The sequence below is a fragment of the Dactylosporangium sp. NBC_01737 genome (assembly GCF_035963215.1).
Taxonomy (GTDB): domain Bacteria; phylum Actinomycetota; class Actinomycetes; order Mycobacteriales; family Micromonosporaceae; genus Dactylosporangium.
Window position 1 is genome coordinate 3,299,905 of sequence record NZ_CP109153.1, and the last position, 22,480, is coordinate 3,322,384.

The window sequence follows — 22,480 nt, forward strand, 5'->3', positions numbered from 1 at the left end:
TTTGGGTGGTGACCAACCCATCGCCCGGCAACGCCGCCGGCAACTGGCAGGACGCGCACTTCGGGGAGCAGGGCGGGCGGCTCACCTACGGTGACTACCTGCAACTGTCCGGTCTGCTCGACGCGCAGGTCCCCGAGTCCGACCCGGCCGCGCACGACGAACTCCTCTTCATCACCATCCACCAGGTGTACGAGCTGTGGTTCAAGCTCATCCTCCACGAGCTCACCGACGCCAGGGACCGGCTCCTCACGGGGGAGACCTACCTGCCCCGCGTGCGCCTGGAGCGCTGCCTGGCCATCCAGCGCGTGCTGGTCGGGCAGGTCGACGTGATCGACACGATGACCCCGCAGGACTTCCTGCGCTTCCGCAACAAGCTGTCCCCGGCGTCGGGGTTCCAGTCGGCGCAGTTCCGCGAGATCGAGTTCCTCTCCGGGCTGAAGGATCCGACGTACCTGCAGCGCTTCCGCGGCCTGTCCGACGCCGAGCAGGCGCGGCTGACGCGCCGCCTCGACGAGCCCAGCGTGTGGGAGGCGTTCCTCATGTCGCTGGAGAAGGCCGGGTTCGCCGTGGCGACCCATGAGGACCGCATCGCGTCGCTGCTCACGATCTCCCGCGACCGGGAGCACCACGGCCGGTTCTGGGACCTCGCCGAGACGCTCGTCGCCCACGACCAGGCCTGGTCGCTGTGGCGCGCCCGGCACGTCCTCATGGCCGAACGCCAGATCGGCACCAAGGCCGGCACCGGCGGCAGCGCCGGCGGCGCCTACCTGCGCTCGCGGGTCGAGCTGCGCTTCTATCCGGAGCTGTGGGAGCTGCGCTCGCATATGTAGCCGCGCTACTCCCTTCTTTGTGCCAACCGATCCACCCGGTCCGTCACCGGGCATCGACGCGGGCCTACCGTCTCAGGTGATGGGGAGGGGTCCGCGATGAAGACGACGACCGGCGCGAAGACTGTGCTCGGCAACCGGTACCGGCTGGAGACCGAGGTCGCCCGTGGCGCCATCGGCGCGGTCTGGCGGTCATACGACGAGCAGACCGGTCAGTGGGTCGCGGTCAAGGTCATGCGGCCCGAGGCGGCCGAGGTGCCCGAGCTGGTCGACGGGTTCCTCGGCGAGGCCGAGCTGCTCGCCGGCCTGGACCACCCGTCGGTGATCAGGGTCCACAACCTGATCACCGGCAAGGGCCTGCTCGCCATCGCCATGGAGCTGATCGCCGGCCCCGACCTGCGCCGCCGGCTGCGCTCCGAGGGGCCGCTGCCGCCCGCCGTCGCCGCCGAGGTGGTCGCGCAGGTCGCCGACGCCCTCGCATACGTGCACGCCGCCGGCATCGTGCACGGCGACGTCAAGCCCGGCAACCTGCTCGTCCCGCTGGACGGCGGCCCGGTGCGCCTCGCCGACTTCGGCGTCGCCCGCCGCCTCGACCAGCCGGCCGGCCCGACGCATGCCACCCCCGAATACGTGGCGCCCGAGGTCGTCGCCGGTGGGCTGCCCAGCCCCGCCTCCGACGTGTACGCACTCGGCGTCGTGCTCTTCGAACTGATCTGTGGCCGCAGCCCGTACCGCGGCGGCTCCCCGAACGACGTCCTGCGCCGGCACGCCGACTGCGTGCCCGTCCCGCCGCCCGGGATGCCGGCCGCGCTCTGGCCGATCATCGAGGCGTGCATGGAGCTCGACCCCCGCATGCGCCCGGCGGCCGCCTCGATCATGGGCCGGCTGCGGGTCGCGGAGGGCGCCCTGGACGGCTTCGAGCCGCTGCCCCGCCTCCCCGCCGAGGCGGTCACCTTCTGGGTCCGCTCGGCCGAGCAGACCGCCCCCGTGTCGGCCCCGGTCCGCCGGGTCGACTGGGTGCCGCTGCCGACCGCCCCGACCTCGCCGGCCGCGGCGTCGGCGGCCCTGATGATGGCCGTGCCGATCAAGGACCTGCCGACCGAGCCCAACGGCCTGCCGCTTGCCGAGCTGCCCACCCAGGCGCAGGGGCTGGGCGCGTTCGCGGCGTCGGTCCGCCGGGACGTCGCGGACCTGCCGACCGCGCCGAACGGCTTCGACGCCGTGGACGTGGAGCCGCCGACGGAGATCATCGTGCCGTTGACCGCCGCCGCGGGACCGCCGGCGGAGATCATCGTGCCGCCGGTCGTTCCTGCGGAGGAGGCGACGGAGGTCGTCGCGGCGGCGGGTACGGAGCCGCCGACGGACGTCATCGCGCCCGCCGCCGCGGAGCCGCCGACGCAGGTCATCGGGCCGGCTTCGGCCGCGGAGCCGGCGGAGGCCGCCGAGGAGCCGAGCGTCGCGGAGCTGCCGACGGAGGTCATCGGATCGACCGCTGCGCAGGAGCCGGCGGAGGCCGCCGAGGAGCCGAGCGTCGCGGAGCTGCCGACGGAGGTCATCGGATCGACCGCTGCGCAGGAGCCGGCTGGGGTCGACGAGCCGGTCGCTGAGGAGCCGCCGACGGAGGCCGTCGCGGCGGTCGCTGCCGTCCCGCTCGCCAAGACGGGGGACAGCGCGTCCGGGGGTGCGCTGGCGGCACTGAACCAGGCGCTCGCGGCGTCGGCGTCCAGCGACGCCGTCGCCGGCGCCCAGGAAGCTGCCGTCGTTCCGGACGGTGCCGTCGTTCCGGATCATGTCGTCGCGGACGCTGCCGCTCGGGAGGCTGCCACGTCGGAGGTCGGCGGTCACGAGGCCGGCGGTCCGGAGGCGGTCGACGAGGAGGCCGGTCCGGTCGACGAGGTCGACGGGCCCGCGCTGGTGACCGACGTGCCGCTGTGGGGTGGCGACACGCCGGAGCAGGCCGAGGCCGGCGCCACGGTCGCGGAGGCGAACGGCGCACCCGCGGCGGATGCGTTCACCGCGGTGCTCACGCCCGGCGTGCCCCTCCAGCGGACCGAGCCCCCGCCGTGCCCGGCACCGTGCCGGCCGGCGCCGGCCCGGGCGGCGACGCGCACCCTGCGGCCGGTGCCGTTCCCGGTGCCGTGGAGGAGCGGTCCACCGACGTCGTCGTACACGCGGCCTGGCCCGTGGTGCCCGACCCGGCGAACGCCCCCGCCCGTCCCCTCGACACCCCGTTCAACGCCCCACTCGATGCCCGGGCCGACGGGCCGGAGGACCCGTGGGACGCGCAGGCCGCCGCCGAGCCGCCGACCGAGATCATGTCGTCCTCCGCGGAGGCTCCTGCCGAGCCCGCCGCGCCGGACGTGCTGCCCTGGCTGCGGAACGCCTCCGACGGGCCCGCCGAGCGTCCCGGTGACGGTGTGGCCGGCCTGTCCGCGGGCGCTCCGGCCGCGGGTGAGCGCCGGTCGGACCGCCGGGTCCTCGCCGGTATCGGCGGGGCGGTGCTGCTGCTCATCCTGCTCGGCATCGGCGGGGTCCTGCTCTCCGGCGCGTTCGACGGCGACGGCCGGCGGCCCTCGCAGGTGAGTTCGACCACGCCCGCGGGTGAGTCCGGCGCGTCGAACGCGCCGTCCGGCGGCGCGTCGCCTTCCGTTCAGCCTTCCGCGGAGCCTTCCGGGGAGCCTTCAGTGGACAGTTCCACCGCGCCGGGAGACAGCGGGAAAACGCCCACGAAGCGTCCGTCGACGGTGCCGTCGCCGACCCGGACGCTGCCGGGGATCGGTGATCCCCTGCCGCCGTTCCCGACCATGCCCTCCTTTCCGTCGCCGCCGAAGTTTCCGTCCTAACTCGACAGTCGCGTCGCGACAGTCGACAGTGGATTTGTCGAAATCCTGGACTGAGCCGGAGAAAGATGACAGCGTAGGTTCATGGCGGAATCTGGAGTCAACGCGACGGCGGCGGCCCTGCTCGGTCTGCTGCACGAGGGGCCGATGACCGGTGGGCAGCTCATGGCCGCCGCGCAGCGACGCCTCGGGGCCTACTGGTCGATGACGCGCAGCCAGGTCTATCGCGAGCTTCCCGCGCTCGCGGCCGCCGGTTACGTCAAGCTCGGCAAGCCCGGCGCGCGTTCGAGCCAGCCGTATGCGATCACGCCGGCCGGGAAGCGGGCATTCACGCGCTGGCTGTCGGAGCCCGCCGGTCGTGAGGCGCTGCGCAATCCCGTCGCATTGCGTGTCGCCTTCGGCGTGCAGCAGTCCGGCGCGCAACTGCAGCAGGTCTATGCGCAGGCGTCCGAATACCACAATGCGGCGCTGACCGAGGCCAGGGAAATGGCCAAAGAGGCGAAGAAGTCCGGTGACGAGTTCTACGCCGCGTCGCTGGAGTTCGCGGTCGGCTATCACAAGGCGGCGCTCGCCTGGCTCAAGGGCGCGCCGAGCAAATAGTCGCGTCCGGTGGCCTGTCGGACATCCACCGCCGGATGCGTCTGCCGGTTCGGCGTAGTCTTTGAGGGTGACCGCTCTCGACCACGCCGAATCGCTCAAGCACCTTGATGGCATCCTGCGCAACATCGAGGCCGTCATCGACCTCGGCCGCCTCCGGAAGGAGAAGGCCGAGCTCGAAGAGGCGGCGGCCGTGCCCAACCTGTGGGACGACCAGGTGGCCGCGCAGAAGGTGACCTCGCGACTGTCCTGGGTGCAGGGCGAGATCGGCAAGCTGGAGCGGCTGCGGGCGAAGCTCGACGACGCCGTGGTGCTCCTGGAGCTCTCCCAGGCCGAGGACGACGCCGGCTCGCTCAACGAGGTCACCGACGAGATCGCCGCGCTGACCAAGTCGATCGAGGAGCTCGAGGTCCGCACTCTGCTCTCGGGCGAGTATGACGCCCGTGAGGCGCTCGTCACGATCCGCGCGGGCGCCGGCGGCGTCGACGCGGCGGACTTCGCCGACATGCTCCTGCGGATGTATCTGCGGTGGGCTGAGCGCCACGGCTACGACACCGACGTCTACGACACCTCCTACGCGGAGGAGGCCGGGATCAAGTCGGCCACGTTCGCGGTGAAGGCCCCGTATGCGTACGGGACGCTGTCGGTCGAGTCGGGCACGCACCGCCTCGTGCGGATCAGCCCGTTCGACAACCAGGGGCGCCGGCAGACGTCGTTCGCCGCCCTGGAGGTCGTGCCGGTGGTCGAGCAGACCGACGAGGTCGAGATCCCCGACGACGAGCTGCGCGTCGACGTGTACCGATCGAGCGGCCCCGGCGGCCAGGGCGTCAACACGACCGACTCCGCGGTGCGCCTGACCCACCTGCCGACCGGCATCGTCGTCTCCTGTCAGAACGAGCGTTCGCAGATCCAGAACAAGGCGACCGCCATGAGCGTGCTGAAGGCCAAGCTCCTCGCCGTGAAGCGGGCCGAGGAGAAGGCGACCATGAACGAGCTCCGCGGCGACGTGCAGGGCTCCTGGGGCGATCAGATGCGCTCCTACGTGCTGCACCCGTACCAGATGGTGAAGGACCTCCGCACGGAGCACGAGACGGGCAACCCGTCCGCGGTCTTCGACGGCGACCTCGACGGCTTCATCGATGCCGGCATCCGGTGGCGGAAGCAGCGCGAACTCAACCCCGCGTAGCCCGTCCGGCCACTCCCGAGGCATGATCATCGCATTGGAATGCGCCGATCACCTTGGGTGACGGAGCGATCAAGCGCACAAGTGAGGCGTACGTCACACTGAAGGCTGAAATCGAGCGCTGCCCTGCGGTTGAGGTCAGCTCTTCGGGTTCGCATTTAGGGCAAACGGCACTCGACGCACTTCGTGTACTTGGCGTGGATGTCACACCGCGTAGACTCACGTCCCGTGATTCGGCTTGACCACGTGACGAAGACGTATCCGAAGGCGTCCCGCCCCTCACTCGACGATGTTTCCGTCAACATCGAGAAGGGCGAGTTCGTCTTCTTCATCGGACCTTCCGGCTCAGGCAAGTCCACGATCATCAAGCTGCTGCTGCATGAGGTCACGCCCAACAAGGGCAAGGTCGTCGTCAACGAGCGCGACGTGACCTCGATGCGCTCGTGGCGCATCCCGGCGTTCCGCCGGCAGATCGGCTGCGTGTTCCAGGACTTCCGCCTCCTGCCCAACCGCACCGCCTATGAGAACGTCGCCTTCGCCCTCGAAGTGATCGGCAAGTCGAAGGGCGTCGCCCGCCGCGTCGTCCCCGAGGTGCTCGAGCTCGTCGGTCTGGGCGGCAAGGAGCACCGCTACCCCCACGAGCTGTCGGGTGGTGAGCAGCAGCGTGTCGCCGTGGCCCGCGCGTTCGTCAACCGGCCGCTGATCCTCCTCGCCGACGAGCCGACCGGAAACCTGGACCCGGACACGTCGATCGAGATCATGCGTCTGCTCGACCGGATCAACCGGACCGGGACCACGGTCGTCATGGTCACGCACGACTCCAACATCGTGAACCAGATGCGCCGGCGGGTCGTCGAGATCGAGAGCGGCCGGATCGTTCGGGACCAGCCGCGTGGTGTCTACGGCTGACGATCCCACGAGGATCGCAGTAGCAGCCCACATCTGACTTTGCCGGGTCCGCTGGGAAGGAACCCCACCCGATGCGCTTGAAGTATGTCCTGTCCGAAGTCCTGACCGGGCTGTGGCGAAACGTCACCATGACCATCGCGATGATCATCACGATGACCGTGTCGCTGACCATGCTGGGCGCGAGCCTGCTGTTGTTCTTCCAGGTCAACAAGATGGAGGATTTCTTCTACCAGCGTGTAGAGGTCTCCATCTTCCTGAAGTCCGACGTCACCGAGGAGCAGCGCAGCGCACTCAAGAGCGGTCTTGAGGGCAGCCCGCTGGTCAAGGAGGTGACGTACGAGAGCCAGGACCAGGCCTGGGAACGGTTCCAGACGCAGTTCCGCGACGCGCCCGACCTGGTGAAGGCGACGAAGAAGGAGTCGCTGCCGGAGTCGTACCGGGTGAAGTTGAAGGACCCGACCAAGGTCAAGGACCTCACCGCGGAGTTCGGCACCCAGCCGGGCGTCAGCGACGTCGTCGACCAGCAGGAGCTGCTGAAGAAGGTGTTCGAGCTCCTGGGCGCGTTGCAGACCCTCGCGTTGACCGTCGCCATCATCCAGGGCGCCGCGGCGTTGCTTCTGGTGGCCAACACCATCCAGGTGGCGGCCTACAGCAAGCGCCGTGAGGTCGCGGTCATGAAGCTCGTCGGCGCATCGAACTGGTTCATCCAGCTGCCCTTCGTCCTGGAGGCGGTCTTTGCCGGTCTGCTCGGCGCGCTGCTGGCCTTCGGGGGGTTGGTCGCGGCGAAGTTCTTCTTCATCGACGGCTCGCTGAAAGCCCTGGCCAACGTGCTGCTGCCGATCGACTGGGGCAGCATCTGGCTGATGCTGCCGGTCCTCTGCGGCGCCGGGGGCCTGGTCAGCGCGATCACCGCCTGGGTCACGCTGAGGTTCTACGTGCGCGTCTGACCTGTACGGACGTGAGAAGGGGTGGACCGGAAACGGTCCACCCCTTCCGTATATCCGAAGTGCACCACGATAGGTGCATTTCGCCAAAATTCCGGACTTATGGGTCTTTCGCTGCGTACGGTAACCCTCAAGTGGTACTGGAGGGTTATGTGAACCGGATCGGGATCGTCTGCGCCATCGGCGCCGTCGTCGTGCTGCTCGGCAGCGGCACAGCAGGGCACGCCGACGCCCGCGACGACAAGGCACGTGTCGACCGCCAGCTCCAGGAGACCCAGGCGACCCTGGAGGCCGCCACCGACCGGGCCCAGCAGGCCGCCGCCGACCACGCCGCGGCGACCGCCGCGCTGCCCGGCGCGCAGGTCGCCCTCGAGGACGCCAAGGGGCGCGTCATCGCCGCGGAGGTGGCCGCCCGGCAGGCCCAGCGCGAGCGGGACGCCGCCGACGCCGTGGTCGGCGCCGCCGACGCCGAGTACGACGGCGCCAAGGCCCAGGTCGAGCAGGGCCGCGCGGACGTGTCCGTGTTCGTCGCCGCCACGTACAAGGGCAGCGGCTTCGCGATGTTCAACTCGATCCTCGAGTCCCGCTCGCCCAACGACCTCGCCCTGCGCATCTCGTACCTCGACCGGGTCGCCGCCGAGAGCCGGCGGGCCCTCGACGAGCTGACGGTCGCCAGGATGTCGGCCAAGCAGCGATCCGACGTCGCCGAGCTGGCCCGCGACAAGGCCCGCCGGGCCGCCGAGCAGACCCGCCAGGCGCTGCAGGACAGCATGGCCGCGCAGGCCGGCGCCGAACAGGCCGCCGCCGACGTGAAGACCCTGATCGACAAGAGCGCCCAGGCCGAGGCGGTGGCGAGCTCGGAACGCACCGCCGTCCTCGCCCGCTACCGGCAGCTCAAGGTCGACAGCGACCGGATCGGCGCGGAGCTACGGGCCGAGGCGGCGGCGGAGGCCGCGAGGGCGGCGAAGGCGGCCAAGGCGGCCGGCCGGCCCGCCGCCAGCGGCACGCAGCTCACCACCGCCGTCCCGCCTTCCAGTGGCGCGTTCTTCCTGATGCCGGTGCACGGCTGGAAGTCCAGCAACTACGGCATGCGCTTCGACCCGGTGTACAAGGTGTACCAGCTGCACGCCGGCATCGACGTCGCCGCGGGTGGCGGGCAGCCGATCGTCGCCGCCGCCGACGGCAAGGTGGTCCGGGCCGGCTGGGCGGGCGGCAACGGCAACTACACCTGCATCTCCCACGGCATCTACCAGGGCAAGGGCCTGGCCACCTGCTACGGGCACCAGTCCCAGATCCTGGTCCATGTCGGCCAGACCGTCCGCCGCGGCGAGCTCATCGGCCGGGTCGGCACCACCGGCGCCTCGACCGGCAACCACCTGCATTTCGAGGTCAGGCTCAACGGCAGCCCCATCCAGCCCCTGACCTGGCTGCCCGGCTGCCTGTGCTGACGCTGTACAAAACAGCCTTGTCCAGCGCGATACGCTGATACTCCTGTCAAGATTTCTGGAGGGTCGATGCCGCGCGAAAAGGGACGCAAGGTCGTCGCGTCCAACCGTAAGGCGCGCCACGACTACGAGATTCTCGAGTCGCTCGAGGCCGGCATCGCGCTGACGGGCACCGAGGTCAAGTCGCTGCGGGCCGGCCGGTGCTCGCTCGTCGACGCCTTCGGCCAGATCTCCGACCGGGAGGTGTATCTCCATGCGATGCACATTCCCGAGTACACGATGGGCACCTGGACCAACCACCCTCCGCGTCGCGTCCGGAAGTTGCTGCTGAAGCGCCAGGAGATCGACCGCATCGGCACCAAGGTCCGCGAGAGCGGCCTCACCCTGGTGCCGCTTTCGGTCTATTTCTCCGACGGTTGGGCCAAGGTCGAGATCGGCCTCGCCCGAGGCAAGAAGTCCTACGACAAGCGCCAGTCACTGGCGAAACGTGACGCCGAGCGGGAGATCTCTCGCGTCATGGGCAGCAGGAACAAGGGCAGAACCGAGTAAATCGTCCCGGTCGGCTGAGCAATGCTCGACAGGCAAGCGAGCAATGCGTAGAAGCCCTATAGTCCGTGCGTGACCGAGATTCGGGTCGATGTCGACCTCGAGCACCCACCCCCCTCGGTGTGGCGTGCGCTCACCGAGGCGCACCTCGTCACCGACTGGCTGCCCACCACCCGGTTCATGGTCCGCGACGACGGCACGTTCACGTTCCAGGCGGGCACCCTGGCCGGGCTCGAGGACCCGATCGAGGGCGAGATCGTCACCACCGAGGCGCCGCACCGCATGGTGATGCGCTGGTCCGGGGAGAACCTGCACACCGTCGTCGCCCTCACCCTCGACGAGCGCCCCGGCGGCACCCGGCTCACGCTCACCCAGAGCGGGTTTCTGGGCCCGCAGGGCACGATGCGGCGAAGGGTGCTGCGCAGCACGTACCAGCAGCTGTTCGAGGGCCCGATGGCCGCGACGCTCGCCCGCCAGGCCGCCGCGGACCCGCCGCCCGTCGCGCCGACGATCACCGACCCGCCGGCGACCGTGCGGCGCAACGACGGCGGCCCGTTCAACCGGCTGCCGCGCCAGCTCAACTCGCCGAGCCGCTCCGCGCCGGGCCTCAGCTCCCAGGTGCGCTCCACCGCCGGGCCGCGCCCGACGACCACCATGCCGGGCTTCGCCGCCGCGGTCCTCGGCGCCAGGGCGACCGGCGTCGCCGCGGTGCCGGCCGCCCGCACCGCCCCCTCCTCGAGCACCTTCTCGAGCACCTCCTTGACCGCCGACGCTCCCGTCCACCGGCCCACGCACCGCCGCGGACCCGGAGCCACCCTGCGACGGCTGGGCGCCGCGGTCCGAGCCGCCGCGATCGCATGTTCCGCGTCGGTACGCCGAAGCTGGCGGCACATCGCCACGGCCCGGGACTGGTCCGCGGACCGCCGCAGCCAGGCCGTCGCGGCGGCGGCCGCCATCCTGCTGCTCCTGGCCATGATCGCGCTGCTCGTCGGCAAGGCCACCGCACCGCACCCGGCCAAGCCCCCGCGCACCGGCGGCGGCGTCGAAGGCCCCGCCCAGGCCACCGTCCCGGCCGCACCCGCGGAGCGCCCCCGCGCGCCGCCGTGGTCTCGGCGACCTCCGCAACCGCCAGCGCGGCCCCCGCGGCACCGGCCACGTCCGCGCCCAGCGCCGCCGCGACCGGCCCGCAGCTCACCGCCCGCACCCGCACCGAGGACCTCACCCTCACGTCCTACCGGGTCACCGTCACCATCGTGAACCCCGCCACCACCCCGAGCGCCGACTGGACCGTGGTCGTCGTCCTGCCCCTGCTCGACCTCACCGTCCGCAACGTCGACGGCGCCGTCATGTCCCGCACCGGCGTCAAGGTGATCTTCACCCCCGTGGACAACACCCGCACCATCCGCACCGGCGGCTCCGCAACCCTCCGCTTCGAGGTCGAAGGCCTCGGCGTGCGCAACACCCCGCTCGACTGCACCATCGACGGGCGCCCCTGCGCCCAGGTATCGGGATGAAAAGCTGGTGGGAACGGGGTACGCTAGATCAGTCGCTACGGAGCGGCAAGCCAACACCACCCGCGCGGGGGTGACTGGTTTCGACTTTGTGCGCCGCGCTAGGGGAAGCGAGTCGAGGAAGCCGACGTTGTCTCGTGAATCAGTCGTCGGAAAAGTATAAGCGCCAATTACAAGCGCTCCGATCTCGCTCTCGCTGCCTAAGCAAGGGTAGAGATCTGTCGGTCCGGGTTCGCCTTCGACCCGATCACCGGCATCAGCTAGAAGGCTGGCCAATCAGGCCCCGTCGCGGGGCCCGTGCGGCGAGATCAATCGCGACTGGACCCGTCATACCGACTTGCTCGCGTGATCGGTAGGGCCGAGTAGAGACACAGCGAGCTGCGCTCGGAGAAGCCCTAGCAAAGCAACGAAGGACCCGGGTTCGATTCCCGGCACCACCGGACGGCCCCTGCTGACGCAGGGGCCGTCCGCCGTTGGCGGTTCCGTGTTCCCCGCGCACCGGCTCCGCCGGTGCTCCCCAGTGGGGGAGCTTCGCTCCACCCACACCCCCTCAAAACCGTTCCGGGGCTCACCGATCGCGAAACGTCGGCCGGGACGGTCTCGGCATTTCGCTGGCACTGCTCGAACGCGTTGTCGAGGTGCTGGCGGGCTCGGCCAGTCGTCATCGCCCGTCGAGCTGAGTGCGCGTTTGTGGCCGGGGTCCGCCGTGGCGGGCCCCGGCCGTCGTCGCTACGGGACGATGACGTCGACGGTCAGGGTCCTGTTGTTTCGGATCTGGTACGTCTGGGCGTGTGCGAGGTCGGCACCGCCGAGCCAGCCGCTGCGACCGTCGGGCAACTGGTAGAAGATCTTGATCTGTTGTGGCGCGATGTTCGGGATCGTGAATGTCATGGGCGGGTTGCTGTACTGATTGTTGCTGTCTCCGGAGTGGAGCGCCTCGCCGGACAGCGCGTCGTACGCGACCACGAACGCGTTGCGTGGGTTGCCGGTCGCGTCGTGGACCGTGCCGGTGAGCGTGCCGCCGCCGGTCCGTAATTTGATGTTCGCGGCGGCCTTCTTGCCGGCCGGCACCGTCACCATCGTCGCCTCGTAGCGGTTCACCGCGTTGCCGGACCAGCGCCACTGGTATCCGCGGCCGATGAACTGCACCGGCCACGCGTACGGGCCGACGCCCGGGATGCTGTACGTGCCGTCGGCGCCAGTCGAGAACCCGCAGCCGCCCTGGGGAGCGAAGCCGTTTGACAGCGCGACGGCCGAGACGCAGACGCTTGCGAGCGGGGCGCCGGTGTTGACGTCGGTCACCTTGCCACGGATCGTGCCGGCCCGGTCGAACTGGATGGTCGGCGTGGCGATCCGGTCGCCGGACGCGACCGTGAACCGCTGGGCGGCATCGCGGTCGCCGGTGCCGCCGGCCACACCGACCCACTGCAGGCCGAGCGCGTCGCCGCGCGGGTCGGCGAGCAGCTGGTACGTGCCCGGCTCCAGCGGACCGATCACCACTGAGCCCGGCGTCGGGCCCGGCCTCTCGTCCGAGCAGAAGCCGTACGGGTCGTAGCCGTAGGGCTGGCCGATGTTCGCCACGCCGATGCAGCCATCGACCGCGACGCCGCCGGCGCGGCTGACCATCGTGGCGGTGATCAACGCGCCCTGGCGCATGGCCACGTCAATCGTCGCGGTCTGCCCGGCGGCGACCGTGACCGGCGTGTAGGGCGCCGTCAGGTGGAGGTGGTCGTCGATGTTTACGTTGAGCGTGTACGTGCCGACGAAGAGGTCGGTGATCAGCAACTCGGTACCGGCGGCGCAGCCTCTGACGTTGTCGGTGTTCGTCGCCCATACGCAGAAGTTCTCCAGCGGTTCGCCGGTCGTGGCGTCGTGCGCGACGATCCGGATCGCGCCTGTCGGCAGGAACGTCTCGTCAACCGTGGTCAGCTGGCCGTCGGCCACCGTGAACCGGTCGGCCGCGGCGCTGTCGAGCTTGCCGTGCGCGTACTGCGCGACCCCCGCAGGCCCGGCGAACACCACGACGTACTCGCCGAGCAGTAGGTCATCGATGCGATACCGCCCGTCGGCGCCGGTGGTCGTCCAGCCCCGGCTGCCGTTGCCGTCCGGCTGGTCGGCGGTGACTCCCACGTTCGCCGCCGGGCTACCGTCGGCATTGGTCAGCTGCCCGCCGACCGAACCCGTCGGCAGCACCGTCTCCACGACCTGCACCGCCTGGCCGGCGATCACCTCGACGGGCACCGCGGTCTTGTAGGAGGTCTTCCCGCCCGACCACTGGTCGAACACGTTGCGGACCCGGTAGTTGAACTTGTACGAGCCCACCGGCAGTTCGAGCGTGAACGCGCCACTGGACGGCACGCTGACGCTGGTGATGGAGTTCTGCGCGGCGCTGTCGAAGACCGTGAGGTATGCCCAGGCCGGCGTGCCGTCCCGGTTCAGCAGGCTGCCGGAGATCGTCCCGGTCGGCAGCAGTTGGTCGTCCACCACCACCGTGGCTCCCGCGCCCACGATGATGACGTCGCCATCCGCATAGGTGAGCTTCTGATGAGCCCACTGGGTAAAGCTGCCGCCACTGGCGCGATAGCTGACCTGGTACTCCCCGGCGGGGAGGTTCGGCAGCGTGTACGCCCCGTTCGCGTCGGTCGTCGTCGCCGCCGGGGTACTCATGCTCCACGTCTGCGCCCAGACGTCGGCTCCAGCGGCCGGGTTGCCGTTCGCGTCGGCCAGGTGCCCGGTGATGACACTCGTGCCGTTCTCGGCGTGCGCCGGCGTGGTGGAGACCGCCGCGCCGGCGATCGTGGTTGCCGTCACCGCTGCGTAGAGCAGGGCACGGCGCAGTGCATGCTTTCGCATGTACGCTCCTGAATGGATGGGTGGTTCGGACAGCTCCGCGTCGGGCAGAGTGGCACCCTCGGCCGAGTATCACGCCCGTCGATCATGCCTTACTGTGGCCCGGCGGGTGGGGACGGACCATCGTCGGCGGCATGCTCGTCTTCCGCGTCTTGATCGATGGCTTCGGCCGTCCGCTGACGTCACTCCGGCGGGTTCAAGTAGGCCATCGTCAGCTCCACCACCGGACGGCCCTGCTGACGCAGGGGCCGTCCTCCGTTGGAGGTTCCGGATTCCCCGCGCAGCCTTCGGCTGCTCCAGGCGGGGGGCTGCGCCACCCCGCACCCCCCATGCTTCGGCTTCGCCTCGCACTGCCGGCGTGCCGCCTGGCAGGGATTCGCTGCGCGTGCATCCGGGGGCCGGGGGCGGGCGCCAGGGCCGGGCGCCGGTGGCTGGGGGCCGAGGGCTCGCCACTGGCCTGTTGCTGCGTGGGCGGTCGACGTTGCTGCTTCTGATGTCACGTGGACGGCGCTGGTCTCGCCCTTGTGCGCAGGCTTCGTGTGCTCCCGGGCGTTGAACCTGTTCACTTTCACCCCCATGGATCGCTCGGCCGATACGTCGTCGGCTTCTGCGATGGTGCTGAGGTCAGCCTATCGATGGGGTCTGACAGTTTCGGGGGCGTCGGGGTGCAGGGGGCGTGCGCCGTTGGCGGTTCGGCGACGGCGACCCGATCAGCCGCCAGGTTGGATCGCTGACCGTGTACCAGCCCGGAGCCTTCCGCACCGACCGATCCGTAAGCGGTACGCCGCTCAAGGTGAACGGGCGTGCGGCGTGGCAGGCGGACATCACGTACACCGTCAGCGAGATCGGTGCCGCGCACCGACGTCGCCATCGCGTGGCAGTACGCCGACAATGCCTGAGCGGTCGTGCGTGGCGGTAAGGCCCAGGGCTTCGACGCCCCGGCCGGTACGCTGCAGCAACTGGCGCAGCGGTTCGTGCCGGTCGGGCCGGTGCCGGTCAAGGTGCCGTACACGGCCGGCTACCTGCCGTCCGGGTGGGAGCTTGCCTCCGCCGGTCCCCGCACCACGACCGACGACGAGGACGGCACGACGATCTCCTGCCGCCGCATCGAACAAGCAAGTTGTCATATGGTCATGAGATGTCTACCGTGTCGGATGAGTCTTGAGGGCGTGCGATCGCCACTGGCCGGTTGGCATGGCAGGCTTGTCGCAGCAGTCGTCGGGAGGTGAGTGAGCAGATGAGCATTGCTGTGCTCGAGCATGAAGGACCCTGGAGTGAGGACGAGTACCTTGCGCTCGGCGCAACGCCGAACCGGATCGAGCTGCTGGACGGAAGCCTTCTGGTGAGCCCGGCACCGAGCAAGCGGCACCAGCGCCTTTCTTCGCTGCTGTTTGTGGAGTTTGACCGTGCGGCATTCGAAGCAGGACTGCTTGCGTTGGAGGCGGTGAACGTCCGGCTGCAAAGTGGTCGGATCATGATCCCCGATCTCGTCGTGGCGGACACCGACGAGGACGGCGTGGTGATCGATGCTCCAGACGTGATCCTGGTCGCCGAGGTCGTTTCCCCAAGCAATGCCGGGACCGATCGCTTGGTGAAGATGGAACTGTACGCCAAGGCGGGCATCAGCCTGTACCTGCTCATTGAGCAGGACCCGCCGGATTCTGTGACGTTGCAGTTGTTCCGGCTCGACGGTGCGCACTACGTCGAGCACGCGGCGGCGAAGGCTGGTGAGGTGCTTGCCGTCGCTGAGCCGTTCGCATTCGAAATCGATACAGTGGACCTGTTGCGCCGCGTGCCCCGGCGGCTTACCTGAGTGGGTTCAAGAAGCTCAGCGTCAGCTCCAACGGCGGTTTCGGATTCTCCGCGCGGCCTTCGGCCGCTCCAGGCGGGGTGGCAGGATCCGCTGCGCGTGCGATCGAGGGCTGGGCCTGTCATCGGGTGGGGCGGTCGGCGCTGGTCGTGGTTGTGTCAGGGCCGGTCGCGGCTGGCGACCTGCTCCTGCGGCTGGTCCGGTGAGGACTCCGGGCCGCCCTCGTCGATCATGCTTATGACGGTGAGTGCAATGGCTCGCACGCCGAGTGCCACGGCGGTGAAGACGCCCAGCTGGATGGGATCGATTCCGACGTCGCTGTCGACCAGGATGGACGGATCGGTCGTCACTCCGCCGGCGATCCGGTACTGCGCGATCGTCAAACAGATCGCCAGGAGCGTGACGGCGGTCGCGATGGCGGACCGGCGGGTGGCACCGGTTCCCAGCAGCACGGAGATGCCGGTCGCGACGCCGAGGACGGCGGCGATCACCAGGGAGTCGGCGATGTCGATCGACAAGGCCGATCCGGTGCGCCCGGCGAGTGCCGCCTGCAGGCTCATCACGCCCAGCAGCAGGCCGACCGCCGTGCCGGCTCCGGCCGTCCACACCGGGTGTGGGTATCTGGCGACCAGCCACAAGAGAGTTGCCGTGGCCAGCACGGTGAACACGGTCAGGATCATGCTCGGGGCCAGGAAGAAATGGACCTGGTAGTCGCTCATGTGAATGGCGGTGGCGGCGACGAAGAGCATGTCGTCACGCGCGGTCTCGACCAGCGCCCACGACGCCACCAGCACCAGAAAGACGCGGTTACGGACCGTCCGCCGCTGGTCGACCATCCTGACCAGGCAGAACACGGCCAGCAGACATCCGACGCCATTCCCGAGGAGAACTCCGAGGACGAACCAGATCTGATAGTCCACAGTGTGCTCGGCTCCCTGGCGGATACGGCTCGTGGTCCGGATGAGGACGCCGCAGGCAATGAAATGTTCCGATCTGCCAACGGCGCGCATACCGTACACTGCCGCCGCCACCTGGCCCGCGATCAGGCGGCTCCGTCCGCGGATGTTCGACGTTGCCGCCGCGTTTCTCGAGCATCAGGACCTCGTCGTGAGAAGCGGGGCCATTGCCGCTGCGTCGGTGCTTGTGCGGGTCCCGGAGCCGGCATGCCATCGGAGGTCATGCAAGTCGTGAGACCTGGTAGTGCTCGATGAGCCAGGCGTCGCCGATCCGGCGCGCGATCACGCAGAGATGGGCCTTCACGACCGGCCGGTCGGTGAAGGTGAAGGCGACGCTGAGGTAGCCGAGGACCAGGTCGTCGGCGAGGCGGCGGCTCTCCTGGATGTCGTACGCGGCCGTCATGCCGATCGGCTGCGCATCGTAGTAGGCGGCCACGCCTTCCGGGCCGATGCTGTACGGGTGCAGGCCTTGGAAGATCGCTTCCTGGGTGAAGAGCGAGGCGACGCGCTTCGGGTCGTGGGCGTCGACGGCGGACTTCCACTGATCGAGGACGGTGCGAAGGATCGCGACCTCGGTGCTGGTCATCGCGGTGCTCCTTGCTTGCGGAGGGATTTCAGTGTCCGGCGCTCTGGCCGCCGTCGACGTGCAGGATCTCGCCCGTGACGAACGTGGCGGTCTCCAGGTAGATGATCGCGTCGACGATGTCGCTGATCTCGCCGATCCGGCCGATCGGGTGCAGGCCGGCGAGGAATTCGGGGGGATCGGCCTCGTGCATCGGTGTCTGGATGACGCCGGGTGAGACGGCGTTGACGCGGATGCCGCGGGTGGCGTACTCGATCGCCAGCGACCTGGTGACCGCGTTGAGGCCGCCCTTGGTCAGGGACGCCAGCGCCGACGGCACCTTTGAGTCGGCGCGGTCGGCCAGGCTGGTCGAGATGTTGACGATGTGCCCGCCGCCTCCGGCGAGCATCGCGCCGACGGCCCGCTTCGAGACCTCGAAGAATCCGCGGAGGTTCACGCCGGTCATCAGCGTGTAGTCCTCGTCGGTGTAGTCGGTGAACGGCTTGGCCACGAAGACGCCGGCGTTGTTGACCAGCGTGTCGATGCGACCGAACGAGGCCAGCCCCTGCTCGATGACACCGGCGCCGACGGCAGGGTCGGCGACGTCACCCGCGACGTTGAGGATCATGGAGTCGTCGGACGGCGTGATGGAGCGGGAGTTCGCGACGACCGCGTAGCCGAGCTTGCGGTACGCGACCACGAGCGCCGCGCCGATGCCCTTTGACGCGCCGGTGATGACGGCGACCTTCTGTGTACCCATGTGCTGTCTCTTCCGCGTATCGATGAGGGCATGCGCCACCCGCGGTGCGGCCCGGCGCGATCCTGTCCGTTGCGCGGCCGCGCAAACATCCGGGGCCCAGGGACTTCGAGGGACGGGTTTCCGCCAGTCGCGGCGGCCCACCCTCCAGGGATTCGTCGGTATCGTGATCTGGGTGATCGAGCTGTTGTTCGAGCCCGGGGACCTGGCTCGGATCCGCTTCGCGCGTTCGCCCATGCATGAGGTCATGAGCAGCATGCGGGTGGCCGGTCACGCCGATCGGGCTCGGATGCACGGGCCGTGGGTCCGGTCGGTGCGAGGGCCTGTGTCGGCGTTGCGGCTCGAGTTGCTGCGGCCGTTGCTCGCCGATCCGCGGTACGTGCCGGAGTTTCTGATGCCGTCCCCGGATCGGATGGACACGAGGTTCGCCGACGAGCTGGCGCGGGTGCGCACGACGCCGGAGGGTTCGGTGCGGGCGCAGCTGGAGCTGCTCGGTGGCGGCGCGCCGCTGCCGGAGACGCTGCGTCCCCTGTACGACGACCCGGAGCGCCACCTCGGCCGGTTGGCCGCCGAGGTGCAGGCCTACTGGCAGGTCGCGATCGAGCCGATCTGGTCGCGGCTGGCCGGGCTGCTCGACGCCGAGGTCGGTTACCGTGCGGAGCAGCTGACCTCCGGCGGGATCGTGCGGCTGCTGGGCAATCTGCATCCGGAGCTGGAATACGCGGAGGACGCGCTGCGGATCCTCTGGCCGACCTGGCGGTCGCAGAGCCGGCTCGACGGCGCCGGGGTGCTGCTGGTGCCGTGCGTGTTCGCGTGGCCTTCACTGCTGGTCGACACCGACCCGCAGTGCCCGACGCTCATCTACGGCCCGCGCGGTGTCGGCAAGGTCTGGGACGGCCCGGCCCGGTCGCCGGCCCCGCCGGTCGCGGACCTGCTCGGGCGCAGCCGCGCGGCGCTGCTGGCGAGGCTCGACCTGCCGCTGTCGACCACGCAGGTCGCGCGGGATCTCCACCTGAGCGCGGCGTCGGTCAGTGAGCACCTGTCGGTGCTGCGCCGATCGGGGCTGGTCACGTCCCGCCGGTCGGGGCGGCAGGTGCTGTACCAGCGCACCGCGCTCGGCACCGACCTGCTGGGCGCCGCTTCGCGGGCGAGCATTCGGTGAGAACCGAATCGTGGAGCCGCCGTACCGGCTGAATCCACCATGTCCGTGACAGTGCAAACGGACATGAGGGGAGGCCACATGCGCGTGGTGAAGGCGCTTGCTCTGGCGGCGGCGATCGTGGCGGTGACGGCGGTGCCGGCGGCCGCGTCCGGCCCGGGCGGCGGCGGTGGATGGGAGCCGACGAGCACGGATCCGTTCGTCATCCCGGCGGGGGACGTGTGTCCCTTCGAGGTCAAGGGCGACATCGTCAAGGACCGCGAGCGGATGCGGACACCCGCCACCTACCCGGACGGGTCGCCGAAGGTCCAGGACTTCGAAGGCGTCCTGGTGATCCGCTACACCAACACGAGCAACCACAGGTCGGTCGTCCGCGACGCGACCGGGACCATCCGCGTGTACTACCTGCCGGACGGCACCAGGGTCCTGCAGTTGCACGGCCACAACGCCCTGCCGATCAAGGCCGCCAACGTGGGCTTCCCCGGCGGCGACTACATCACCCGCGGCGACTTCGTCGTGATCAGGCATCCCGACGGCAACCGGGAGGTGCCGGTCCGCCTCGGCACCATGGAGAACCTCTGCGAGACGCTCGCCTAGACCACCGCGCGGGCGACCTCTTCGGCGAACGCCAGGGGATTGTCGAGCATGACGTTGTGACCGGCGTGCGGGATGGTGACCACCCGCACGCCGGCGGCCTGCAGGTCCGATCGTCCGGACAGCGGCTGTGAGAGGGCGCCGACCAGGAAGGTACGCGGGATCGGCAGCGCCGTCAGGTGCTCCCGGGCCGTGGGGCTGGTCCCGGCGCGCAGGCCGAATGCGCTGCGGTGCAGTGCGACGGGATCGGCGAGGCGCATGGTCGCCGCCCACAGCGGGCCGACCTGGTCCAGGATCCGGGTCATGCCACCGGCGGCGAACTCGGCCTCGGTGAACGTGGTGATGCCGACGCTGCCGGCCGCCGGCGGCGGTACCGGATCGAGCGTGGCCTCCACGAGCACCAGCCGGGACACCAGGTCCGGTCGCCGGGCGGCCAGGGCGACGGTCACGGCGCCGCCCATGCTGTGGCCGATGACCTCGGCGCCGGTGATGCCGGCGGCGTCCAGCGCCCGGGCGAGCGCGTCGGCGTGATCGTCGAGCCGGTAGCTGAACCCCGCCGGGCGGTCGCTGAGGCCGAAGCCCAGCAGGTCCACCATCAACGTGCGCCGGCCCGCCAGCGGCGGCAGCGTCATCGCGTGGGTGAAGTACGCCGCGGCCTGCGCACCCGCGCCGTGGACGCAGACCCGCGCCGGTTCGGTGCCGGCGATCTCCACCCAGCGGATCCGCGCACCATCGGGACCGACCACCGCATCTCGCACGTCCGCAGCTTAGTTGCCGTGGTCGGATCGACGACTGTGGTGAACCGTTCCGCGACGGGTGGCGTTCGGCCGGGGGACAGGTACAACTTCGGCCGAGGGAGCAGTCCGGGATGGCCAGTACCAGAAATGCGGTTCGCTCCGCGGCGGTTGTCGCCGCGTTGGTGTTGTCGGCGGTTGCCGGGGCCAGACCGGCCGCGGCGGACCTCGTCGTGCTGGCGGATTGTTTCGGCAATCCGATCCAGCGGTGGTCGGTGCTGTCCGTGCCGGCGGGTGGCAACAGCTTCTACGGCACGTCCGGCGACGACGTGATCATGGGTACGGACGGTCCGGACATCATCCACGGCATGGAGGGCCGCGACGTCATCTGCGGCGGCGGCGGTGACGACATCATCTGGGGTGAAGAGGGCAACGATCACATCGACGGCGAGGCCGGCGGCGACTACGTCAACGGCGACGAGGGCAACGATCACCTGTACGGCGGTGCCAACGCCGCGAGCGTCCTGCCGGACCTGCTCATCGGCGGTGACGGGGTCGACGAGCTGTTCGGCGGGGGCGGCCCCGACCGGCTCGTCTGCGGTTCGGGCACCGGGCCGTCGGACATCCCGTGGGACGTCGGTGACCTCGCCGACGGTGGCACGGGCATGCCGGCCGGGCAGCCGGAGAGCGACGAACTCTGGGGCGCCTGCGACACCTCGGTCAACATTCCCTGAGTCGCTGGCAGACTCGAGGCATGGATCTTGGGTCGTTGCGGGCGGCGATCGATGAGCGGGCGTTGCCGGATGAGGTCGTCGAGGCGGTGCTGGCGCTGGTACGGCCGGCGGTCGAGCTGATCGTGGTCGACGTGGACGGCGAGGACGAAGCAGACGACGAACACGAGGACGACGAAGACGAGGACGACGAAGCAGACGGCGAAGCAGACGACGACGAGGACGAGGACGGGTTGCTGGCCGGGGACTACGGCGGGCTGCCGGTCGGGAGCGAGTGGCCGGGGTTCGAGGGCGAGCCACTCGTCCTCGTCGCACGACTGCGGTGCGACGTCCTCGCCGAGCTCCTCGCCGAGGAGTGGACGCTCCCCGTGCACGGCAGTCTGCTCTTCTTCAACGATGCCCTGCACCGGTTCGGGGACGGGGCGTGCAGGGTGCTGCACGTACCGGATGGAGCGCCGGAGACCGCGGTGCCGGAAGGGGCACAGGTCATTCCGGCACTGCCGCTGGGTGCGTGGCGGTGCCTGTCGGTGCCCGACCTGATGGTGCCCGCGCTCGAAGCGTGGCGCAACGAGGACCTGCCAGGGGTGGCGGACGTGCTCGACGCGGTGCGGCCGGCGGTGCCGTACGCCCGGCACCAGGTGCTCGGCTGGCTCGATGAGGGCTACCACCCGCGAGGAGACGGGTTCCGGCCGCTGCTCCAACTGGAGGGGGAGCAGGGCACGGCGTGGGGTGAGTGTGTGCGGATCGCGTTCGTGGTGCCGGAGGAGGACCTGCCGGTCGGGCGGCTCGACCGGGCCGCCGTCGTGTACGAGACGGCCTGACGGGCGTTCCTGGTTCAGCCGAGGAGCGTGACGGCGAGTGTCCGGGTCAGCCATTCCCGGTAGTCGTCGTCGGTCCAGGCGCACACCTCGGTGAGGCGCTCGAACGTCTCGAACGAGGTCAGCACGTAGATCTCGTCGGCGGCCCGGTCGGCGGTGAGGCCGGGCCGCAGCAGTCCCGCCGCGGCGAGGTGCTCCGCCGGGCCCCGGGCGCCGGTGCGGCGCTGCCGCTCGGTCTCCGCGAGCAGGTCGTGCAGGCCGCCGTCGGCGGGTGTGGCGGCGGCCGCGGCGCGCAGGACCCGGTGCACGGGGCCGACCCGCCGGGCGATGGCGAGCACCATCTCGGCGTACCGCGCCAGCTTCCGGGCCGGGTCCGGCTCGGCGATGATCGCCTGCACCGCGGGCCGGGCGTGCTGCGGCAGAGGCTGCGCGTCGCCGGCGAGGGTCACGTCATACACGACCTTCGCGAGGCCGGGTTTGCCGCCGGGGCAGGCGGTGTACAGCGTCTGCACGGCCACCCCCGCGGCCGCGGCCACCTCGCCCATCGTGGTGGCGGCGTAGCCACGCTCCAGCATCAGGGCTCTCGCGGCCTCGGCGATGCGCAGCCGGGTCGCCTCGGCGTTGTCATGCCGGAGCCGGCTGACGTATCCGCGTTTCGGTCTGTCCTCCATCGGACATCATCGTGCCAGAACTTTCGATAGATTGCT

Annotated in this window: 22 protein-coding genes and 1 other RNA gene; 17 read left to right on the forward strand and 6 right to left on the reverse strand. The window is 70.2% G+C overall.

Features of this window, described 5'->3' with window-relative positions; translation table 11 throughout:
* Positions 1-8 precede the first annotated feature (8 nt).
* The 11 genes from OHA72_RS14745 to ssrA all read left to right on the forward strand — a co-directional run bounded on the left by OHA72_RS14745 (position 9) and on the right by ssrA (position 11,242).
* On the forward strand, positions 9-830 hold the full coding sequence (locus OHA72_RS14745) for a tryptophan 2,3-dioxygenase (RefSeq protein WP_327008385.1): 822 nt from the start codon (positions 9-11) through the stop codon (positions 828-830).
* A gap of 96 nt (positions 831-926) precedes the next feature.
* Positions 927-3,410 carry a serine/threonine-protein kinase gene (locus OHA72_RS14750; protein WP_327008386.1) on the forward strand — a complete coding sequence of 828 codons (2,484 nt, stop codon included), beginning with the start codon at positions 927-929 and terminating at the stop codon, positions 3,408-3,410.
* A 341-nt stretch (positions 3,411-3,751) separates the two neighbouring features.
* The gene (locus tag OHA72_RS14755) at positions 3,752-4,267 is read left to right on the forward strand and encodes a PadR family transcriptional regulator (protein WP_327008387.1); all 516 of its coding nucleotides are present in this window, start codon (positions 3,752-3,754) and stop codon (positions 4,265-4,267) included.
* A gap of 67 nt (positions 4,268-4,334) precedes the next feature.
* Positions 4,335-5,450 (forward strand): peptide chain release factor 2, encoded by a 1,116-nt coding sequence (gene prfB, locus OHA72_RS14760; RefSeq protein ID WP_327008388.1) that lies wholly within the window; start codon positions 4,335-4,337, stop codon positions 5,448-5,450.
* Between the two features lie 225 nt (positions 5,451-5,675).
* Positions 5,676-6,356, forward strand: a complete 681-nt coding sequence (gene ftsE / locus OHA72_RS14765) for a cell division ATP-binding protein FtsE (protein ID WP_033367409.1) — start codon at positions 5,676-5,678, stop codon at positions 6,354-6,356.
* Between the two features lie 71 nt (positions 6,357-6,427).
* Positions 6,428-7,303 carry a permease-like cell division protein FtsX gene (ftsX, locus tag OHA72_RS14770; RefSeq protein ID WP_327008389.1) on the forward strand — a complete coding sequence of 292 codons (876 nt, stop codon included), beginning with the start codon at positions 6,428-6,430 and terminating at the stop codon, positions 7,301-7,303.
* Positions 7,304-7,452: 149 nt separating this feature from the next.
* On the forward strand, positions 7,453-8,748 hold the full coding sequence (locus OHA72_RS14775; RefSeq protein ID WP_327008390.1) for a peptidoglycan DD-metalloendopeptidase family protein: 1,296 nt from the start codon (positions 7,453-7,455) through the stop codon (positions 8,746-8,748).
* Between the two features lie 66 nt (positions 8,749-8,814).
* Entirely contained in the window at positions 8,815-9,294 is a 480-nt protein-coding gene (gene smpB, locus OHA72_RS14780) for an SsrA-binding protein SmpB (RefSeq protein ID WP_327008391.1), read from the forward strand.
* 69 nt (positions 9,295-9,363) lie between these two features.
* Entirely contained in the window at positions 9,364-10,548 is a 1,185-nt protein-coding gene (locus OHA72_RS14785) for an SRPBCC family protein (protein WP_327008392.1), read from the forward strand.
* Positions 10,545-10,805, forward strand: a complete 261-nt coding sequence (locus OHA72_RS14790) for a cellulose binding domain-containing protein (RefSeq protein WP_327008393.1) — start codon at positions 10,545-10,547, stop codon at positions 10,803-10,805. The genes OHA72_RS14785 and OHA72_RS14790 overlap by 4 nt, the downstream gene beginning before the upstream one ends.
* 66 nt (positions 10,806-10,871) lie before the next feature.
* Positions 10,872-11,242, forward strand: a transfer-messenger RNA (tmRNA) gene (gene ssrA / locus OHA72_RS14795).
* 289 nt (positions 11,243-11,531) lie between these two features.
* On the opposite strand, the gene OHA72_RS14800 is transcribed toward ssrA, so the two are convergent.
* Complete coding sequence (locus tag OHA72_RS14800; protein ID WP_327008394.1) at positions 11,532-13,655, reverse strand: carboxypeptidase regulatory-like domain-containing protein; 2,124 nt, start codon at positions 13,653-13,655, stop codon at positions 11,532-11,534.
* Between the two features lie 902 nt (positions 13,656-14,557).
* On the opposite strand from OHA72_RS14800, the gene OHA72_RS14805 reads away from it, so the two are divergent.
* Together OHA72_RS14805 and OHA72_RS14810 are read left to right on the forward strand one after the other, a co-directional pair.
* Positions 14,558-14,881 carry a hypothetical protein gene (locus tag OHA72_RS14805; protein WP_327008395.1) on the forward strand — a complete coding sequence of 108 codons (324 nt, stop codon included), beginning with the start codon at positions 14,558-14,560 and terminating at the stop codon, positions 14,879-14,881.
* 8 nt (positions 14,882-14,889) lie between these two features.
* The gene (locus tag OHA72_RS14810) at positions 14,890-15,465 is read left to right on the forward strand and encodes a Uma2 family endonuclease (RefSeq protein ID WP_327008396.1); all 576 of its coding nucleotides are present in this window, start codon (positions 14,890-14,892) and stop codon (positions 15,463-15,465) included.
* 155 nt (positions 15,466-15,620) lie between these two features.
* On the opposite strand, the gene OHA72_RS14815 is transcribed toward OHA72_RS14810, so the two are convergent.
* From OHA72_RS14815 to OHA72_RS14825, 3 genes are all read right to left on the reverse strand, one after another.
* Positions 15,621-16,493 (reverse strand): hypothetical protein, encoded by an 873-nt coding sequence (locus OHA72_RS14815; RefSeq protein WP_327008397.1) that lies wholly within the window; start codon positions 16,491-16,493, stop codon positions 15,621-15,623.
* Between the two features lie 145 nt (positions 16,494-16,638).
* Entirely contained in the window at positions 16,639-17,004 is a 366-nt protein-coding gene (locus OHA72_RS14820) for an SgcJ/EcaC family oxidoreductase (RefSeq protein WP_327008398.1), read from the reverse strand.
* Between the two features lie 28 nt (positions 17,005-17,032).
* On the reverse strand, positions 17,033-17,740 hold the full coding sequence (locus tag OHA72_RS14825; RefSeq protein WP_327008399.1) for an SDR family NAD(P)-dependent oxidoreductase: 708 nt from the start codon (positions 17,738-17,740) through the stop codon (positions 17,033-17,035).
* Between the two features lie 172 nt (positions 17,741-17,912).
* On the opposite strand from OHA72_RS14825, the gene OHA72_RS14830 reads away from it, so the two are divergent.
* Together OHA72_RS14830 and OHA72_RS14835 are read left to right on the forward strand one after the other, a co-directional pair.
* Positions 17,913-18,899, forward strand: a complete 987-nt coding sequence (locus OHA72_RS14830) for an ArsR/SmtB family transcription factor (RefSeq protein WP_327008400.1) — start codon at positions 17,913-17,915, stop codon at positions 18,897-18,899.
* 78 nt (positions 18,900-18,977) lie between these two features.
* The gene (locus tag OHA72_RS14835; protein WP_327008401.1) at positions 18,978-19,493 is read left to right on the forward strand and encodes a hypothetical protein; all 516 of its coding nucleotides are present in this window, start codon (positions 18,978-18,980) and stop codon (positions 19,491-19,493) included.
* On the opposite strand, the gene OHA72_RS14840 is transcribed toward OHA72_RS14835, so the two are convergent.
* The gene (locus OHA72_RS14840) at positions 19,490-20,248 is read right to left on the reverse strand and encodes an alpha/beta fold hydrolase (protein ID WP_327008402.1); all 759 of its coding nucleotides are present in this window, start codon (positions 20,246-20,248) and stop codon (positions 19,490-19,492) included. The genes OHA72_RS14835 and OHA72_RS14840 overlap by 4 nt on opposite strands.
* Positions 20,249-20,358: 110 nt before the next feature.
* On the opposite strand from OHA72_RS14840, the gene OHA72_RS14845 reads away from it, so the two are divergent.
* Positions 20,359-20,958, forward strand: coding sequence for a calcium-binding protein (locus OHA72_RS14845; RefSeq protein WP_327008403.1), 600 nt, complete (start codon positions 20,359-20,361; stop codon positions 20,956-20,958).
* 20 nt (positions 20,959-20,978) lie between these two features.
* Positions 20,979-21,776, forward strand: coding sequence for a DUF1963 domain-containing protein (locus tag OHA72_RS14850; RefSeq protein WP_327008404.1), 798 nt, complete (start codon positions 20,979-20,981; stop codon positions 21,774-21,776).
* A gap of 14 nt (positions 21,777-21,790) precedes the next feature.
* Here the strand turns inward: OHA72_RS14850 and OHA72_RS14855 are convergent, their stop codons facing one another.
* The gene (locus OHA72_RS14855) at positions 21,791-22,444 is read right to left on the reverse strand and encodes a TetR/AcrR family transcriptional regulator (protein WP_327008405.1); all 654 of its coding nucleotides are present in this window, start codon (positions 22,442-22,444) and stop codon (positions 21,791-21,793) included.
* Positions 22,445-22,480 lie beyond the last annotated feature (36 nt).

Excerpts from the sequence above, each read along its gene's own strand:
- OHA72_RS14750 (WP_327008386.1), top strand. The coding sequence starts at position 927 with ATGAAGACGACGACCGGCGCGAAGACTGTGCTCGGCAACCGGTACCGG.
- OHA72_RS14755 (WP_327008387.1), top strand. The coding sequence starts at position 3,752 with ATGGCGGAATCTGGAGTCAACGCGACGGCGGCGGCCCTGCTCGGTCTG.
- ftsX (WP_327008389.1), top strand. The coding sequence starts at position 6,428 with ATGCGCTTGAAGTATGTCCTGTCCGAAGTCCTGACCGGGCTGTGGCGA.
- smpB (WP_327008391.1), top strand. The coding sequence starts at position 8,815 with ATGCCGCGCGAAAAGGGACGCAAGGTCGTCGCGTCCAACCGTAAGGCG.
- OHA72_RS14800 (WP_327008394.1), bottom strand. The coding sequence starts at position 13,655 with ATGCGAAAGCATGCACTGCGCCGTGCCCTGCTCTACGCAGCGGTGACG.
- OHA72_RS14810 (WP_327008396.1), top strand. The coding sequence starts at position 14,890 with ATGAGCATTGCTGTGCTCGAGCATGAAGGACCCTGGAGTGAGGACGAG.
- OHA72_RS14820 (WP_327008398.1), bottom strand. The coding sequence starts at position 17,004 with ATGACCAGCACCGAGGTCGCGATCCTTCGCACCGTCCTCGATCAGTGG.
- OHA72_RS14825 (WP_327008399.1), bottom strand. The coding sequence starts at position 17,740 with ATGGGTACACAGAAGGTCGCCGTCATCACCGGCGCGTCAAAGGGCATC.
- OHA72_RS14835 (WP_327008401.1), top strand. The coding sequence starts at position 18,978 with ATGCGCGTGGTGAAGGCGCTTGCTCTGGCGGCGGCGATCGTGGCGGTG.
- OHA72_RS14845 (WP_327008403.1), top strand. The coding sequence starts at position 20,359 with ATGGCCAGTACCAGAAATGCGGTTCGCTCCGCGGCGGTTGTCGCCGCG.
- OHA72_RS14850 (WP_327008404.1), top strand. The coding sequence starts at position 20,979 with ATGGATCTTGGGTCGTTGCGGGCGGCGATCGATGAGCGGGCGTTGCCG.
- OHA72_RS14855 (WP_327008405.1), bottom strand. The coding sequence starts at position 22,444 with ATGGAGGACAGACCGAAACGCGGATACGTCAGCCGGCTCCGGCATGAC.